This window comes from Sorangium sp. So ce117 (assembly GCF_051524395.1).
In the GTDB taxonomy this organism is placed as follows: domain Bacteria; phylum Myxococcota_A; class Polyangia; order Polyangiales; family Polyangiaceae; genus Sorangium; species Sorangium cellulosum_B.
The window spans coordinates 11,131,886-11,149,238 of record NZ_CP150309.1; the positions used below are offsets into that span (position 1 = coordinate 11,131,886).

A 17,353-nucleotide genomic window follows, 5' to 3' on the forward strand; every position below is an offset into this window, starting at 1 on the left:
CACTGGAAAGCGCGCGGAGCCGTACGGGGGCAAGGTCCGGCTCGTGATGGAGGAAGATGAGGAACCTGAAACTTTCACGGATATCGGCCTCATCCAGGTCGTTGGCACACTGGCGAACGCCGAGCCCGAGATCTTGCAGCATCACATGCAGATGCTCGCGGCGCGCCTCGGATGCAACACCGTCATCCGCGTGCGTCAGGACGAGGGCGCAGAGCTCCTCTCGACGACGGGCGTTTGCGGGCGCGCGGAGCGCACCGATGCGCCTCCCGAGACACGCCCCTCCACGCACGACGCGCCCGCAGACGCGCCTGCTGATGGAAACGCTCCGGATTCACGCGTGCCCCGAGCGTCGGAAGCACTGGAGAGCGCGTCGCCCGTCAGCAATGACACCGTGACAACGAAGACCGGCGAGGTCATTCGCGGTACCATCGTCGTCGTGGAGTCGGATCGGAGCGTCGTCCTTATCGACGGGACGAGCGGCGAGCCGACAAGCATCCCCGCGTCCGCGATCGAACGGATCGAGCGGCATTCGACTGAAATCGCAGAGCATGCCGCGCCCGAGACGGCGGTTGCGTCCGTCGCGCCACCGCCACCTCACGAGCCCAGCACGCCAGGCATCGTCCGCGTGTACATCGACACTCCGGATGAGTCCATGCAGCTCCGCCGCAGCCTGCGCACCAGTATCCCCAGGTTGAGGGACACGGTGGTGCTCACCGACGGCAGTGAGTTCATCTGCAAGACGCCGTGCGGCGTGACCGTGGACGCGCGGATGGGACAGGAGTATTTCTTCAAGGGAGACTGGACGCCGCCCTCTGATCGTTTCCAGCTGGTCAACACGACCGGCGATATTCTCATCCCGGTCAAGCCGGGGAACATCTTCGTGTACCCCTGGAGCCCTCGCCTCATCGTCGGAGGATCGGTAGCAACAGGCGTGGGCATCCCCGTCACCGTCTTCGCGTTCGCTTTCGACGCGCCCACGGCGGGAAAGGTCATCTCACTCAGCTTCCTCATCTCCGGCGCCGCGATACTCGCGACCGGCATCGTACTGTACAGGGTTGGCAGCACGGAGTTCTCTTTACCGCACCGCGCATCGACGGCGCGATTCGCTCCCTCCTGGGAGCCCCGGGAGGGACTGACTTGGCACTTCTGACCACACGCGCGCGCGCGCGGGGCTGCGCGCCTGTCTCCTGCGTACTTGCCTTGTACCTGCTCTCGGCGGCCCCCGGAGCGCGCGCCGACGTTCCCGACCCGAGCGCGGCGCAGGACGAGGTGATCCTGAAGCACGGTGGTATGCTGCGCGGCACCGTCATCGAAATTGAGCCCGGCAAGCACGTCGTGATGATCGTGTACCGGACCAACGAGGAGAGGACCGTACCTTGGGATGACGTCGAGCGCGTCGAGCCTGGGAAGCATGCGGTCCGAGCGCGGCGGCCGGAGCAGAGACCTGGGCCAGACCAGCCGGCGCGCCCGGGATTCGTCCGTGTTCGCATCGTGTCACTCGACCCCGGTGCGCCCGCGGTGAGCCTGTACCGCTGGCTCGGGAACACGGCGTGGCTCTCCCCCAGTGATAAGACGAGCGTCCACGACAACGGCACCTTCAGCACCGGCTCCCAGGTGTACGGCCCACCCCTCGGGGCGTTCGAGTGCAGAGCGCCGTGCGATCTGGACGTGGATGGCAGCAGAGGGCATGAGTTCGTGCTGAGCGGCGACGGAATCGTGGACTCCATTCCTTTCAATTTGCTCGACTGGTCTGCCCCGGTGACCTTGCGCGTGGACCCAGGCAGCTTCACCGCCCACAGGTGGGGAAGTCGGATGCTCGATTGGAGGACGTTCGTTCCACCCATGATCGTCGGCGCCGCGCTGTCCACGGCCGGTGTGCTGACCGCTGAGCGCCCACAGCCCGTCAACCTCGAGCTCTTCGTCACGGGGCTCGCTGTGAGCACCCTGGCCGGCTTCATCCCCTTGACGGGCGCTATCCTGATCCTCGCAAGCCGGACCACCTTCACGGTCGCGCTGAGCGAACCAGCCACGGCGCTGGCCCCGCGGCTCGGTCCAGGCGGTCTGGTCTGGCGTTTCTGAGGGAAGCTCGCGAGACCGGCTCGCCTGCGTCGCCCCCACGTACGCAGCGGGACGCAACGCCAGGGCTGCGGCAGCGTCGCCGCAGCCGATTCGGCTCACGGCAGCGCGCCGCGGGAGCGGGATAACGTCATGGCCTCCGGATCGACGAGGAGCACTTGATACTCGCTGCCGGTCATCGCCACATCGAGGATCCTGGCCTCTGGCGAGACCGAGGTCGTCACGGAGCAGCCCGTCACGGTGAGCGATGCGTCGATGGGTGTGAGGTGGGCCTTGCCAGCGCTGAGCCATGCGATCACCCCGCCGGAGGCCGACCATGCGCCGCCCACCGAGGACACGGGCTCCTCCAGGTCTCCCACCAGCGAGAGGTGGTCGATGGGCTGCGCGTAGCGACCAAGGCGCGTCGCGAGGAGCAAGCCACCGGCGTACCCGTCCGACTTCACGTCCGTCCCGACCGGCAGGATCCACTCCTCACCCGTCCAGACTGGCCTGGGTGGCGTGGTGCCCTCGCCCTCGTCGACGATGATCGAGTCCGCCGCCTGGATCCCGTCCGAAGAGAATACGGTGAATTCCTGGGACTTCCAGGGGGCCCCCGGGACCGTGCTCACCTGACCCGCGCCGAAGCTCTCACCGTTCCAGACGAGCCGCGCTCCTAGCCCCAGCCAGCTCCCTGCCCCCCTCACAGCGACCGGGGGCTCGAGGGAGCCGTCAGGGTCAACGAGTGAAAAGTAGGCATTCACGTCGACGCCCTCCTCGATACCCCAGATCACGCCGAACCGCTCGCCCGTCCACGCCAGATCTCCGCCGTGAACCACATCGGGAGTCTCGTTACGGTCCAGCTCGACCGACGCCGAGGCACCTCCACGCGGATCGACGAGCTCAAAAAGCAGCCGCCTTCCGCCGAACGGCATGTCGACCACCCACAGCAGCCCGTACGCACCGCCCGCAGGCTCGATGTCGAGCAGCTTGCCCTGCGGGCTCGAGAGCGGCACCGGTTCGGCGACGGGCGCGCCCGTCGCGTCCAGCTGAAGCACCCAGAGGGCCTCCTCTGTTGTCCAGGCGAGGGCGTATCCGCCCTCGTTCGGCGCGAGCAGCACCGCGTCCGTCACGAGCTCGAGCACCTCGACAGCGTCACCGCTGCGGTCGAAGCACACCTCGTCGTCGCCGCCTCCGCACCCGGCAGCGAGGAGCATGCCGAGGCCGAGCCTCAGCGCGCCCCGGCGAGCCGCCAGTGTCGTTCTGTGCACCCGCATGGAGCTCCCTCGCTCGGAATAAAGGAGAAAGTCGCCTCGAACTGATAAGGTCCGAGAAAGCTGCCGCTGACCTCGTAGTCCCAACTACACCCTATGTTGGCCTGGCTCATGCTCCCCGAGAAATCCAGGCCGCTTCGCGCGCCGTAGAGCCGGGTCGAGGCCCCGTAGCGAGGGCCCTGAAAGCCGAAGGTGAAGTATGACTCGCTCTCCTCGATGAAGATGACATCGAAATCGAGGACTCCTGGCACGGAGGAACAATCGAACTCGACGGGTGGTGATACCGCCCACCTGCCAGTGGGCTCGAGATCGCACCCCTCGTCCCGCACATCGTCGCAGTTGTTGTCGATGCCGTCGCACACCTCGACCGCGCCAGGGAGCACGGTGGGGTCGCCGTCGTGGCAATCCGCCGGAAACGACACGCCGTCATCGTCGGAGTCGGACGTCACCTCCGCGCTCGCTCCGTCACGCGCGAGCTCCTCGACGCACCCCGCCTCGGCCAATCCGACGAACAGGCACAGCAAACACCGCAGGTCATGGGCACGCCGCTGGTCTTCATCTCTAGTCGCCATCGTCATGAGCCTCCGTTGCGTCGCTCGTCAACGCCGTTGAATTTGATAAAAAACGCCAGACGAGCCCGCTCGGGGCGACCAGGGCGCAACCATCAGGCCTATTGTTCTCATGCGATGACGATACAGGCAGCATGAAGCTACGCGTAATACCACCAAGGTAGCATCGACGTACCCCGGGCAGCCGCCCTAGCGAGGAACGGAGGTGGCGCACAGCACATTATCGGTCTCCGTGAGCGCCAGGCCGGCTGGGTTCGACGGCGATGAGCCCGCCGGACGCGCGACGTCCGCGGCCTCCGGGGACACGGCGGCTCGTCCTCGCGACGATCCCTGAAGCGTCGCTCTCGCGACGCGGCCAGGAGGAGCGCCGCGGGGCGCATGCTGCTCGTGTGCCCACTATCCTCGCGATGCGCCACCGGGCGGAATACCACCCGGGTGGTACGCGCGACGGGCACCACCAACGGGGTATTCGTCAGGAAGGCGGCTCATGTCAGGGTGACGCCCGGACAACCCGTGAGAGGGCAGTCACGGCGTCGTCCGTTCGTCTGAACCACAGGAGATAGATCATGCACTCGATCATGAGAGAGCCCCTTCGCCACGCGTTGGTCTTCGCGCTGGCGCTCGGCGCGGCAGCTAGCTGCGCCTTGACACCCAGCGAGGAGAGCGGCGACGAGCAGACCGCGGAGTCCAGGGCCGAGATGAGCCCGCGAGAGCTCTTCTCCGGTACGGTCATCGGCCCGGACGGCGCGCCGCTCGGCGGGGCGGCGGTCTCGGTGAACGATTCTGTCGTGAGCACGGACGCCGGCGGGTACTTCGAACTCTACACCCCCCGGAGCGATCGTTACGTCATCCACACCAGCAAGCACGACCACGTGTCAGCGTCGCTCATCCACACCGGGCTGAGCCTGCTAGATATGGAGATCAAGCTGCGTCAGGCAGAGGTGTTTCCTATCGATCCGACACGTCCCATCGCGGTGACGGACAGCAGGGGCACCCGGATATCGATCGATGCCGGCGCGCTGGTCGACCAGAGCGGGCGCCCGGCCACAGGGCCGCTGACGCTGAACATGCACACCTACAACCTGCGGGAAGAGGCGATGGTAGGAGATATGAGCGGCGTCGACGTGAGCGGCAACATCGTCACATTGTCGAGCGTCGGGGCGTTCTCCGCAGAATTCACGGATTCAGGCGGACGGCTATACAATCTGGCGCCAGGCGAGACGGCGAGCATCGCGATGGTTGTCGATCGAGAGAACCCCTACTTCGGCGACATTCCGATGTGGTATTACAACTACGAGAACGGTCTTTGGATCGAAGAGGGGACAGGCAGCGTCATCAACGGATTGGCGACTGCGCAGGTTTCCCACTTCTCCGCATGGAATTTCGATATCAAATCGTCGTCTCCCGCGTGCATCCGGCTCAATCTGGACAGCGCGTACCTGGACGAGCAGCCGGAGGGCTTCGTTCAGGCCAGGGTCGAAGTCCCGCCTCCTTGGCGCAGGGTGGCAGACGTCGTCTTGAACGACGCCACGAAGGGAAACGTCCTCTACAACCTCCCTCCGAACACTGACGTCAAGGTCTTCATCCCGAAGGACCAGCTCTACGCCGTCGTCAACACGGGAGCCCCCTGGGGAGGTGTCGGTGTTCCGCCTGTCGGCAGGCGTCCCAACTACTACCCTGCGTGCAACAGCTGGCTGGCCGTGAACGGTGTACCGCAGGTGGGCACCGTCAGCGGCACCGTCTCATTGCAGGGCCGTTCGAATCACAGCGGAGCGGCGGTACAGGCATGGAAAGAGGGCCGCCTGGTAGGCACGGCGGTCACCGACGCAGCGGGGCAGTACTCGCTGAGCGTACCGCCTGACACCTACTCGATCAAGTTCAGCAAGTCCGGCTATGTCGGCGCGACGAACGCCGCTGTTTCAGCCGCTCCAGGAGGCACGACGACGCTCGGCCTGGTCACCCTGCTCGCCGGTGACGTCGATGGCAGCAACTGCGTTGACTGGGCCAACGATGTGATGGTCATCGGGAACGCGATGGGCCTGCCAGTCGGACCGGAAGATCCACGAGATCTCGACGGCGACGGCAACATCGACAACGCGGACCTCTCCCTGGCCGTGGCCAACCTCGGCGCATGCGATCCGAGCGCAACGCCGGCATCCAGCCCGGCCCCCCCAAGCGGCATGAGGCTCTGGCTGCGCGCGGACGCGGGGGTCACGTCGAGCGTCGGAAAGGTCTCTCTCTGGGAGGACCAGAGCGGCAACGGGATCAACGGGAGCACGCCGGCCGCTTCAAGGCAGCCGTCGCTGATCGCTGGCGCCCTCAATGGCAAGCCTGTCGTCCGGTTCGAGGGTGCACAGTCGCTCGGCCTCACGAGCCCGATTCAGCCGGCCAGGTTCACGGTCTTCATCGTCGGGAAGAACAGCAAAACGTCGGAGGAGTTCAGCGTCATCCTCGGCCCGGGTGGGAGCACTCCGAACAACCAACTCCGCTGGGAAAACGGAAGTCAGGCGCTGTTCGTGGGGCTGGGCAACAGCATGCCGATCATCAAGACGACGATCGGCGACACCCGCGCTTATCACGCTCTATCGACGCGCTACGACGGCTCGACAATGACGGTCTACCGGAATGGCGGCCTTATCTCGACACACTCGTTCTCAACGACGGGGCCCTGGGTGCTCGGGCAGATCGGCGCATGGTACTCGAGCTACTTCATGGTGGGCGACCTCGCCGAGATCCTCGTCTACGACACCGCGCTCTCGGAGGCTGATCGCAGCTCGGTTAACATGTATCTGAGAGACAAGTACGCGCTCCCGTAGCGCGGCAGCCGAAGGCGTACCGCGCCGCGCCCGGCCCTCACCCCTTCACGCCGCCGGTCGTCAGCCCCGCGATCAGGTGGCGCTGCACCACATAGAACGCCGCCATGACCGGCAGCGACACGAGGAGCGCCCCCGCCGCGAACCGCTCCCACTGCGCGTCGTACTCGCCGATGTACCGCTGCAGCACCACCGGCAGCGTGAACATCTCCTCCTTGCCGAGCAGCGTCGCCGCGAGGATGAACTCGTTGTACGCCGTCATGATCGCGAACAGCGCCGTCACGGCGATCGCCGGCCGCGCCGCCGGGAGCACGACCCGGAGGAACGCCTGGAAGCGCGTCGCCCCGTCGACCATCGCCGCCTCCTCCAGGTCGACCGGGATCGCCTCGAACGCCGCCCGGAGCTGGAAGATCGAGAACGGCACCGCCGTCGACGCGTAGCAGAGCACGAGCCCGGTCCGCGAGTTGAGCAGGCCGAGCGCGTCGAGCAGGAGGTACAGCGGGATCGCGCTCGCCACCGTGGGGAACATCTGCGTCGCGAGCAGCGCGCGCAGGCCGCGGTCCTTGCCGAGGAACCGGAAGCGCGCGAGCGCGTACGCCGCCGGGACCGCGACGGAGACGCCGGCGGCCGCCGTCGCGAGCGCGACGACGATCGAGTTGGCGAGCTGGCGGGGGAAGAGCCAGATCGGCTCGCCGCCGACCTTCTTCGACGTCGTGACCACCGCCACGATGTGCTCGAGCGTCGGCTGGTTCGGGATGGGCAGCACCTCCGGCACCGGCGGGCGCGCCCCGGAGAAGGCGATCGAGGCGACCCAGAGCACCGGGTACAGCGCGAACGCGACCGCCGCGACCAGCGCGGCGTGCACCGCGATCGACTCGACAGGAGAGGGCCTCCGCGTCACGCGACCTCCGTCGCCGCCGCCGGCACGGGCGCCGATCCGGCCTCGGCCCCGCCCTGCGGGATGGCGGAGACGGGCGTCCGCCGCCGGAAGCGCCAGTCGCGCGTCGCGAGCGTCAAGAGCAGGAAGATGAGCACCGAGTACGCCGCCGCGTAGCCGTACTGGGCCTCGCGGGTGAACGCCCACCGGTACGCCTCGGAGACGAGGATGTCCGTGGTGCCGTCCGGGTCGCCGCCGGACACGAGGAACACGACGTTGAACATGTTGAACGTCCAGATCGCGCCCAGCGTCACCGCGGGCGCGAGCACCGGCTTGATCAGGGGCAACGTGATTGTCCGCAGGCGCTGCCACCGCGTGGCGCCGTCGACCTCGGCGGCCTCGAGCACGTCCTCCGGCACGGCGGTGAGCGCGCCCAGCGTGACCACCATCATGAACGGGAACCCGAGCCAGACGTTGGTCGTCACGTTGGCCGTGAACGCCGTCGTGAAGCTCGAGAACCAGGAGATGGGCTCGATGCTCGTCCCGAGCGCGGAGTTCACCGCCTCGATGAGGCCGGTGACGGCCCCGAACTGCCGGTGGAACATGCCCTTCCAGGACAGCGCGGTCACGTAGCTCGGCACGGCCCAGGGCACGATGAGGAGCACCCGGTAGAGCGCCCGGAGGCGCAGCGTCGGGCGGTGAAGGAGCAGCGCCAGCGAGACGCCGAGGACGACGTGGAGGCAGAGGTTCACCGCGGTCCAGAGCACGGTCACCGCGAGCACGAGGTAGAACGAGCCGCTCGCGAAGAGCGGCCCGCCGCGGGCCGTGAGGATGCTGATGAAGTTGGCGAGGCCGACGTACCGGAGGCCCTCGCCCCTGCCGGCGAAGAGCGACGTCGCCGCGCCGATGACGAGCGGGATCACCACGAGCACGCCGATCGCGACGACCGCGTGCGCGACGTACTTGTAGGCAGGAAGCGAGCGCCCGAGCGCGCGCCGGAACGACCGCCAGCGGGCGGTGCCGGGCGCCGCGCCCCTCGCGGCGCGGACCCACCGGAGAGCGAGCAGCAGCGCGAGGGCGCCGAGCGCGACGAGGAGCGGCGCCGGCGAGGCGGGGGGCGGGAGCGGCCGGCGGACGTCGTCGAAGCGGCGCTTGGCCTCGGAGAGCGCGACGTCGGGGGGCGCGTCGCCCCGGAGCACCTTGCGGATCGCGCGCGTGGCCGGCTCCCAGGTCGAGCGCATCGCCGGCGAGGTCGGCATCGGGATGGCCGCCTTGGCCTGCTCGGTGAACGCCGCGATGAAGGCGTCGCCGGCCGGGACGGCCACGTCGCTCCGCACCGGCGGCGTGCGCGCGACCTCGAGCCGCGTGGCCGCGGCCGCGGCGCCCGCGAGGTGGCGCGCGAGAGCCCGCGCCTCGGCGCGCCGCGCGCCCTGGGGCGAGAGCATCACCGCCTCGACGGTCAGGAACGGCCGCATCGGGAGGCCGGTCTCGCGCACCTTGGGGAGCGGGACGACGCGGGCGCGCCGCCGCGCCTCTTCCCCGAGGCCGCCCGCGAACCACGGCCCGCTGATCACGAACGCGGCGCGGCCCGCGTTGAACAGGTCGGTCACCAGCGCGCCGTTCGCGTCCTCCGGGACGACCCGGCGCTGGATCAACGTGCGGACGAGCTCGAGCGAGCGCTCGGGCCCCGGGCCGACGAAGCCGAACTGGTCGTCCTCGCCCAGCATCGCGCCGCCGAACGCCGCGAGGATCGGCATGTGCGCGTAGGCGTTCGACGCCTCGTACGCGAGCGGGTACACGCCCTCGGGGAGCGAGCCGGCCAGCGCCGCGATGTCCTCGAGGGCCGCCGGGGCCTCCTTCACGAGCGCGGTGTTCATGTAGAGCGCCACGCACTTCTGGCTGATCGGCAGGCCGAGGATCTCGCCCCCCTGCCGGACCGCGGCGAGCGCCGGGCCCTGGAACACGGCCTCGCCGCCCGGCTCGAGCGCGTCGCCCACGGGCGTGACGAGGTCGCGCGCGCGGAAGTCGCCGAGCCGCTCGTGGGCGTCGATGAACAGGTCGGGCCCCTCCCCCATGGGGATCGCGGCCTGGAGCTTCGATGCGTAGGCGTCGAACGGGACGGAGAGGACCTCGACCTCGTCGCCCTCGAAGGCCGCGACGATGGCGTCGAGCGCCCTGGCCTCGTCGTCGCGGTAGGCGTGCCATAGCCGGATCGGCGCGGCGGCCGCGAGCGCGGGAAAGAGGAGGATCAGCGCGGGCGCAGCGAGCGCGAGACGACAGCGACGGCTCGGCACGGTCGCCTCACGCTTCTCGCAGGCTCAGCCCGGAGTCCGCGTCGAAGAGGTGCACCTGGCGGAGCGCGACCCGCACGGTGTCCCCCTTCGCGACGCGCGCCGCCGGGTCGAGGCGCGCCACGAACGGCGCCCCCGCGACGGTGCCGTGCGCGTACGACTCGGCCCCGAGGGCCTCGACGATCGCCACCTCGAACGGGGCGCCGCCGTCGCCCGGGGCGAGGTCCACCTCGTGCGGGCGCACGCCGACCGTCACCTGCCGCCCGGACGAGAGCGCGCCCGGGAAGTCGGCCGCGTCGATGTCGATGGTGAGGTCGCCCTGGGCCGCGACCCACCGGCCGCCCCGGCTCTCCAGGCGCGCCTCGACGAAGTTCATGGCCGGGCTGCCGAGGAAGCTCGCCACGAACCGGGTGCGAGGCCGGGCGAAGACCTCGAGGGGCGGCCCCGACTGCTCGACGACGCCCTTGTTGAGCACGAAGATCTCGTCGGCGAGCGTCATGGCCTCGACCTGATCGTGGGTGACGTAGACGCTGGTCGCGCCGAGCCGGTCGTGCAGCTTGCGGATGTCGACCCGCACCTGCGCGCGCAGGGCGGCGTCGAGGTTCGAGAGCGGCTCGTCGAACAGGAAGAGCTGCGCCCGCCGCACGATGGCCCTGCCCATGGCCACGCGCTGCCGCTGGCCGCCGGAGAGCGCCCGGGGGTGCCGGTCGAGGAGCGGGCCGAGCCCGAGCATCTCCGACGCCTCCTTCACGCGCGCCTCGATCTCGGCCGGCGGCGTCTTCCGGAGCTTCAGGCCGAAGGCGAGGTTCTCGCGCACCGTGAGGTGCGGGTAGAGGGCGTACGACTGGAACACCATCGCGATGTCGCGATCGCGCGGCTCCAGCCGCGTGACGTCGCGGTCGCCGAGCGCGATCGTGCCGTCGTCTGCCTCCTCGAGCCCGGCGAGCAGCCTCAGCAGCGTTGACTTGCCACAGCCGCTCGGTCCCACGAGGACGGCGAACGAGCCGTCGGGCACGTCGACCGAGACGCCGCGCAGCACGTGGGTCTGGCCGAATCGCTTGTTGAGTCCGCGCACTTTGACAGACGCCATGTTGGAGACTCTCTTGGAAGGGAGGAGTGCCAGGCAGGATCAGAGACCATGGATGATCTGGTCTTCCGGGATGAGCAGCGCCCCGCTCACCGGAGGCAGCTTGACGGTGACAGCGCCGTTCGCGCCCGCCCTATATGTCTTTTTTTCGGGCGAGAGCACGTCGACGAGCACGGTCCCCCGCGTCAGCCCCGTGGTCATCGCCGCCCCGTTGAAGCTCGTGGCGCTCTGCTTCCGGGGGTGCGTGTTGAGCACCACGAGCGCATAGTCGCCGTCCGGCTCCCCCCGCTCGAACGCGAAGATCCCTGCGTCCTCGTCCCCTTCGCCCGTCCGCTCCGTCGACCAGCGCACCCGCTGCTCGCCGACGGTGAGCGCCTGGTAGCCCCTGCGCAGCGCCGTGAGCCGCTGGACCCACCGGAAGAGCGGGCGCTCCGTGTCATAGCCGCTCTCCCAGAGATCTTCGCGGTTCGCCGGATCGTCGCCGCCGCTGAAGCCCTGCTCCGTGCCGTAGTACAGGCAAGGGATGCCTTCCTCCGTGAAGAGGAACAGGAGCGCATTCTTGAGCGCCGCCTCGGGATCGGCCTTGAAGGGCGAGGCGCCCGGGCCGACATGGAGGAAGCGCGGGACGTCGTGGTTGTCGATGAAGTTGACAAGCGCCTTCAGCGGCGGAACGCCGATGCCGTTCGCGTTCGGCTCGGCGCCGTAGTTGAGCGCCCGCGCGTCCCAGAGCTCCTCGATCCGCCGCGTGGCCCGGGCGTCCCGGAAGACGTCGTGGAAGACCCGATAGAGCTGGGGGAAATACAGCACGGAATCGACAGAGTCCCCCGTGATCGGCGCGGCGCCCGGACAGCCCCCCTCCGCCTCGTCGCTGTTCTCGCGCTCGAGATTGCCGCCGAGCGCTTCGTCGTGCGGATGGGCCGGGACCTGGTGCTTCGTGAAGCTGCCGACGAGGTCGTCCTTGCCGTCGAAGGCCTCTCCGAACATGAAGAAATCGGTCTTGCCCATCGCCGCCAGCTGCAGCCGGACGTTCTGGGTGAAATAGCGCCAGAACGCGTGCTCGACGTGCTTCAGCGTGTCGATGCGGAACCCGTCGATGTCGGTGAGCTCGACCCAGCGCACGAACACGTCGACCATCGCCCGCTTCACGTCGCAGCGGGAGGTGTCGATGTCCTTAAGGCCGCCCGGGAGATCGCCGTGCACGAGCTGGTCGACATCCTCGAAATCGAGGATGCGCCCCTTGCGGTTGTAGACCTCGGGGTCCTGGAAGAGCTCGGGCTGCGGCGGGAGGTGGTTGGTCGCGGGCTCGTGGCGGAAGACGATCGGCGCCGGACCCGACTTGCCGAGCGGCGTCCGCGCCTGGACGCCGCGGGGGTCGAACTCCGGATCGTACTCGTTCACGGCCTCGAGCTGGAGGCGCCCGTCCTCGCCGCCGCCGTGGACGTCCGCGTCGGGCTGACCATTCTCGTTGATATCATAATAGAACAGCTGGCCGACGTGGTTCGTCACGATATCGAGGATGACCCTCATGCCGAGATCGTGGGCCGACGCGACGAGACGGCGCAGCGACGCGAGGTCGCCGAAATGGGGGTTCAGCTCGGTGAAATCCTGCGTCCAGTAACCGTGGTATCCGTCGACGCCGGCGTCGGTGTCGACGTTCTTGACGATCGGCGAGATCCAGAGCGCGGTGACGCCGAGCGCCTCGAGGTAGGGCAGACCCTCCTCGAGCCCCTTCCAGTCGCCGCCGTGCCACCTGCCCGGCGCCGAGGACACCCGGTGGTTGTTCCCCGCGTCGCCGTCGGCGAAGCGGTCTATCAGCACCTGATAGATGATCTCCTCCCGCCAGTCGCCCACGCCCGCGCGCGCGCGGAGCGAGGCCGACCGCGCGGGCTCCTCGTCGAGCTCGGCGCACGCCGCCGCGAGGAGCGCGAGCGAGGCGGCCCCGGCCGCCCGCGCGAGGGCGGCCGCGCGCGCCGTCCGCCAGAGGGAGAGTCTCGATCGCCGCCGGTCCATCGTGATCACCATAGCTCGGCGCGTCGAGCCATCACGCATCCACGCGAGCCGACACACGCGCCGGACGAGAGCCCATCTCGACGGATGAGCCCGATGGGCAGCGGCGCGGCCGGCGCGAGCGCGTCCGGGTCAGGCCGCCCGCGCGCTCCGGCAGGAGCTTCTGGAGTGTCAGGCAAAGCCGTAGTGTCTGCAGGAGCCTTCCGAGCCGCGGAGCGCAATGCACAGACGAGCAGCGGCACGGCGGCCGGCGCGGCCACGACGCGATTCTGCCCCGCCCTCAACGCCCCTCGCACGGCGCGAACGCTACACCAGCAGCGGTGGCCCGGTCCACGATTTCTGGACGTAAAAAGCGGGTTTTCGCGGCGCGACACCACCGACGCACACGCAATCGCGCCGCGCGCAACGCAGACGCGCAGACGCACAGCCGGGGCCGGGGCGCGCGTCGCCAGCGCCTTCGCCGGCGAATCGCGATCGTGTGAGCGCCAGCCCATCCGGTCGACGCGACATTCGCGTGACATTCACCGCGCCGTCGCGAGCCCTGTTGTTTCGCCGCGGACGCCAGCGACACGGGCTGTCGCTCCGTTGACGGTCCTGGCGTCGCATGGCACCGTCAGATTCGTGACCTTCTCGGCGCCTCCCGACCTCGTTCAGGCGAAGGCCAGTGCCGGAGATCACAGGCGCCGGTTCCAGGCGGGCGGGACCGTGGGCGAGGGCGTGATCTATATCGAGCGCCCCGCCGACAGGGAGCTCTTCGAGGCGCTCCTGCGCGGAGAGCTCTGCTATGTGCTCTCGACCCGGCACACCGGGAAGTCCAGCCTGCGACTCCAGGTCTCGACGCGGCTCCGCGCCGAGCAGGTGGAGTGCGCGAGCGTCGATCTCGGGGCGCTCGGCACCGACACCACCTCGCCGGTGAGCTGGTACCTCGGGATCGCGTCGGAGATCGCCGAGCAGCTCGGGCTGGAGCCGCCGGACGAGTTCTGGGACGCCCACTGGCACCTCGGGCCTGTGCACTGCTGGTTGCGCTGGCTCGAGGACGTCGTGCTCGTGGAGATCTCCTCCGCGATCGTCCTGTTCATCGACGAGGTCGACGCCACGCTGGCCCTCCCGTTCTCGCGGGACGATTTCTTCGCCATCCTCCGGGCCTTCGTGAACCGGCGCGCGGAGCGCCCCGCCAACGCCCGGCTGACGTTCTGCCTGCTCGGGGCGGCGGCGCCCTCGGAGCTCGTCCCGGATCCGGCGCGCGCGCCGTTCAACATCGGCCGCCCGATCCGGCTCGACGACTTCACCCGCGCCGAGGCGCGCGGCTTCCGCGCGGGCCTGGAGGGGCTCGCGGCCGACCCCGACGCGCTGCTCGACGCGGTCTTCGCGTGGACCTCGGGGCACCCCTACATGACGCAGCGGCTCTGCGCCGATCTCGCCGGAGAGCGGCGCGATCTCGACGTCGACGAGGCCGTGGCGCGGCGGTTCCTGGACCAGGGCCGGACCGAGGACCCGAACCTGCGCCACGCGGAGCGGTGCCTGGAGGCGCAGGGGCCCCGCTGCGGGCGGGCGCCGGCGCTCCTCCAGCTCTACAAGCAGCTGCTCGACGGCCACCGGGTGGGCGTCGACGCCGGCGACCCGGTCCAGCGGACGCTGCTGCTCTCGGGGCTCTCCGTGGAGCGGACGGCGGCCTCGGGCGCGCCGTACCTCGACGTGCGCAATCGCGTCGTCCGCGAGGTCTTCGACCGGGCGTGGGTCCTGTCGCGGGAGGCGGACCGAGCCACCCGGGAGCCGCTCGCGCGCTGGCTGTCGCACGGGCGGCGAGACGACTACCTCGTGGGCGGCGCGGCGCTCGCGGAGCTCACGTCGTGGTGCGATGGGCGGGCGGACCTCTCGGCGGAGGAGAGGGCGTTCCTCTCCGCCTGCGCGCGGGCGGAGGGCCAGAGGCGGTCGACGCGGCGGCTCATCAGCGTGCTCGCCGTCGCCGTCACGCTGCTCGGCGGCCTGACCCTCGTGCTGCTCTGGCAGATGGGGAAGGAGGAGCGGGCGCTGGTCCGCGCGCAGCAGGAGTCGCGCGAGAACGACGCCCGGCGGCTCGCGGCCCAGTCGGCGAAGGAGCGCGCCGAGGGCCTCTTGCCCCGCGCGCGCCTGCTCGCCGTGGAGGCGGCCCTCGCCGCCAGGGCGAGCGGCCGCCCCGCGGGCCCCGCCGTGGTGCAGGCGCTCGGCGACGCGGTCTGGGGCCCCGCCGTCGACCAGGAGGTGCTCGTCGGGCACGGCGGCGCGGTCCACCACGCGGCCTTCAGCCCCGACGGCCGCCTCGTCGCCACCGCCTCGGCCGACGGGGCCGCGAGGATCTTCCGCCTCGGCGGGCGCGACGAGCCGCTCGTGCTGCGCGCCGCCACCCCCGGCGGCGTCGTCGCCGTCGCCTTCAACCACGACGGGAGCCTCCTGGCGACGGCGTCGACCGACGGCGCGGTGCGCCTGTGGCGCCCCGACGGCCACGAGGTTCGCGCGCTCAGCACGAGGGACGCCGCGCCGACCAGCGTGGCGTTCAGCCCGGATGGCAGCCGCGTGGTCGCGGGGACGACGGGCGGCGCGATCTACGTGTGGCGCCTGGGCATGGAGGGCGAGCCGCCGCTCGTCGTGCCCCTGGGCGAGCGGCTCATCCGGCGCGCGGTGTTCAGCCACGACGGGGCCCGGATCCTCGCCACGGCCATCAGCGGGACGGTCCACGTCGTCCGCGCCGACGGGCACGGCGCCCCCGCGGCGCTGAAGGGGCACGGGCCGGGCGTCGAGAGCGCGGACACGAGCCCGGTGGACGACCGCATCGTCCTCGCGACGGGCGACGGAACGGCGCGCATCCCCGGCGCGGACCGGCGTGAGCCCGTCGTCCTCCGCGGGCACGAGGGCGCGGTGCGCAGCGCCGCGTTCAGCGCCGACGGCGGCGCGGTCGTCACGGCCTCCGCGGATGGGACCGCGCGCGTCTTCCGCGCGGACGGCAAGGGCGCGCCGGTGGTCCTCGAGGGCCACGAGGGGGTCGTGAACAGCGCCGCCTTCAGCCGCGACGGCGCGAGCGTCGTCACCGCGTCGGAGGACGGGACCGCGCGGGTATGGCGGCTCGGCGGGCCGGGCGAGCCGCTGCTCCTGCGCGGCCATGAGGGGCCGCTGACCGGCATCGCCGTCAGCCACGACGGCAGCAGGATCGCCACCGCCGGGACCGACAAGACCGCGCGCGTCTTCCGGGCCGACGGCTCGGGCGAGCCCGTCGTCCTCCGCGGGCACGCGGAGCACCTGCTCAGCGTCGACTTCAGCCCCGACGGGAGCCGCCTCGTCACCGGCTCGGCCGACAAGACGGCGCGGATCTGGCGCGCCGATGGGCGGGGCGAGCCGATCGTGCTCGGGGTCCACGACGACCGGGTGGTGGGCGTCGCCTTCAGCCCGGAGGGCACCCGGATCGTCACGACCTCGTGGAACGGCATCCTGCGCGTGTTCGAGGACGGCGTCCCGGGAGAGCCCGTCGTGCTGCGCGACGAGCGCGCGGGGCTGCTCCGGGCGGCGTTCAGCCCCGATGGCCAGCACATCGTGGCGACGTCGGGGCCCAACGTGAAGGTCTGGCCCGCGGACGGCCGCGGCGTCCCGCGCGTCCTCCCGTCGGGGTACGAGGACCGGGCGATCGCCGCCATCGCGGTGAGCCCGGATGGGAGCCATGTCGCGATCGCCGCGCTCGACGGCGGCGTGCGGCTGCTCCGCGTCGACGGCCAGGGCCAGCCCGTCCTCCTGAACGGCCTCGGCGCGGCGGTCCGGACCGTCGCGTTCAGCAGCGACAGCGCGCGCCTCGTCGCGGTGTCGAGCGACGGCATCGCGCGGGTGCTCCCCGTCGACGGGCAGGGCGAGGCGATCACCCTCCGCGCCGAGGGCGTCACGCTGACGGACGCCGTGTTCAGCCCCGACGCCACCCGCGTCGTGACCGCCGCGAACGACGGCGCGGCGCGCGTCTTCTCGATCGCGTCCGAGTCGCTGATGGCGCGCGCGTGCGCCTACGCCGGGCGCAACTTCACGCGCGAGGAATGGGCGCAGCTCATGCCCGGCATCGACTACCGCGCCACGTGCCCCGAGTGGCCAGGCGCCCCCGAGCAGGACGCCGGCGCGGCGCCGCGGCTGGACGTGCGCTGAAGCAGGGAATCGTCGGTGAGTGTCCGAGCGTGTCGGCGCGCTCCGCGACGGGCCGTGATCGTCTCTATCGACTGCACGCGGAAACGTGAACCAACGTGACCCCACGTGACCCCACGTGAACCGCGCGCTGCGCGCTGCGAAGCGCCTGGCAGCAGCCCCACAGGATGCTTCTCCCACCTTTGTTCCGTAGGGGCGGACGTTCTTGTCATGGTTCGCGCTTCAGCGGGA

10 protein-coding genes are annotated in these 17,353 nt (G+C 70.3%); 4 read left to right on the plus strand and 6 right to left on the minus strand.

What is annotated here, in order from left to right; genetic code table 11:
• The first annotated feature begins 46 nt into the window (after positions 1–46).
• Positions 47–1,150, plus strand: coding sequence for a hypothetical protein (locus WMF46_RS41770; protein WP_437982335.1), 1,104 nt, complete (start codon positions 47–49; stop codon positions 1,148–1,150).
• Positions 1,138–2,079 carry a hypothetical protein gene (locus WMF46_RS41775; protein WP_437982336.1) on the plus strand — a complete coding sequence of 314 codons (942 nt, stop codon included), beginning with the start codon at positions 1,138–1,140 and terminating at the stop codon, positions 2,077–2,079. Before WMF46_RS41770 ends, WMF46_RS41775 begins: the two co-directional genes overlap by 13 nt.
• Positions 2,080–2,174: 95 nt before the next feature.
• Here WMF46_RS41775 and WMF46_RS41780 read toward each other — a convergent pair whose 3' ends face one another.
• Both WMF46_RS41780 and WMF46_RS41785 read right to left on the minus strand, forming a co-directional pair.
• Entirely contained in the window at positions 2,175–3,269 is a 1,095-nt protein-coding gene (locus WMF46_RS41780; protein ID WP_437982337.1) for a hypothetical protein, read from the minus strand.
• 14 nt (positions 3,270–3,283) lie between these two features.
• A complete protein-coding gene (locus WMF46_RS41785) occupies positions 3,284–3,898 on the minus strand; it encodes a putative metal-binding motif-containing protein (RefSeq protein WP_437982338.1) in 615 nt (204 codons plus the stop codon).
• 563 nt (positions 3,899–4,461) lie between these two features.
• Between WMF46_RS41785 and WMF46_RS41790 the strand changes: the two genes are divergently transcribed.
• Positions 4,462–6,711, plus strand: a complete 2,250-nt coding sequence (locus WMF46_RS41790; protein WP_437982339.1) for a carboxypeptidase regulatory-like domain-containing protein — start codon at positions 4,462–4,464, stop codon at positions 6,709–6,711.
• 37 nt (positions 6,712–6,748) lie between these two features.
• Here the strand turns inward: WMF46_RS41790 and WMF46_RS41795 are convergent, their stop codons facing one another.
• Genes WMF46_RS41795 through WMF46_RS41810 form a run of 4 tightly spaced genes read right to left on the minus strand, consistent with a single transcriptional unit; the run spans position 6,749 to position 12,985 of the window.
• Positions 6,749–7,609, minus strand: coding sequence for a sugar ABC transporter permease (locus WMF46_RS41795; RefSeq protein WP_437712264.1), 861 nt, complete (start codon positions 7,607–7,609; stop codon positions 6,749–6,751).
• Complete coding sequence (locus WMF46_RS41800) at positions 7,606–9,879, minus strand: extracellular solute-binding protein (protein WP_437982340.1); 2,274 nt, start codon at positions 9,877–9,879, stop codon at positions 7,606–7,608. Before WMF46_RS41800 ends, WMF46_RS41795 begins: the two co-directional genes overlap by 4 nt.
• 7 nt (positions 9,880–9,886) lie before the next feature.
• Positions 9,887–10,966, minus strand: a complete 1,080-nt coding sequence (locus tag WMF46_RS41805) for an ABC transporter ATP-binding protein (RefSeq protein WP_437982341.1) — start codon at positions 10,964–10,966, stop codon at positions 9,887–9,889.
• A 39-nt stretch (positions 10,967–11,005) separates the two neighbouring features.
• Positions 11,006–12,985 carry an alpha-amylase family glycosyl hydrolase gene (locus WMF46_RS41810; protein ID WP_437982342.1) on the minus strand — a complete coding sequence of 660 codons (1,980 nt, stop codon included), beginning with the start codon at positions 12,983–12,985 and terminating at the stop codon, positions 11,006–11,008.
• Positions 12,986–13,591: 606 nt separating this feature from the next.
• Between WMF46_RS41810 and WMF46_RS41815 the strand changes: the two genes are divergently transcribed.
• On the plus strand, positions 13,592–17,125 hold the full coding sequence (locus tag WMF46_RS41815; RefSeq protein ID WP_437982343.1) for an AAA-like domain-containing protein: 3,534 nt from the start codon (positions 13,592–13,594) through the stop codon (positions 17,123–17,125).
• The last annotated feature ends 228 nt before the right edge of the window (positions 17,126–17,353 follow it).

What these genes read in the sequence shown, in the direction of transcription:
- WMF46_RS41770 (WP_437982335.1), top strand. Translation starts at nt 47, where the DNA reads ATGGAGGAAGATGAGGAACCTGAAACTTTCACGGATATCGGCCTCATC.
- WMF46_RS41780 (WP_437982337.1), bottom strand. Translation starts at nt 3,269, where the DNA reads ATGCTCCTCGCTGCCGGGTGCGGAGGCGGCGACGACGAGGTGTGCTTC.
- WMF46_RS41785 (WP_437982338.1), bottom strand. Translation starts at nt 3,898, where the DNA reads ATGGCGACTAGAGATGAAGACCAGCGGCGTGCCCATGACCTGCGGTGT.
- WMF46_RS41790 (WP_437982339.1), top strand. Translation starts at nt 4,462, where the DNA reads ATGCACTCGATCATGAGAGAGCCCCTTCGCCACGCGTTGGTCTTCGCG.
- WMF46_RS41805 (WP_437982341.1), bottom strand. Translation starts at nt 10,966, where the DNA reads ATGGCGTCTGTCAAAGTGCGCGGACTCAACAAGCGATTCGGCCAGACC.
- WMF46_RS41810 (WP_437982342.1), bottom strand. Translation starts at nt 12,985, where the DNA reads ATGGTGATCACGATGGACCGGCGGCGATCGAGACTCTCCCTCTGGCGG.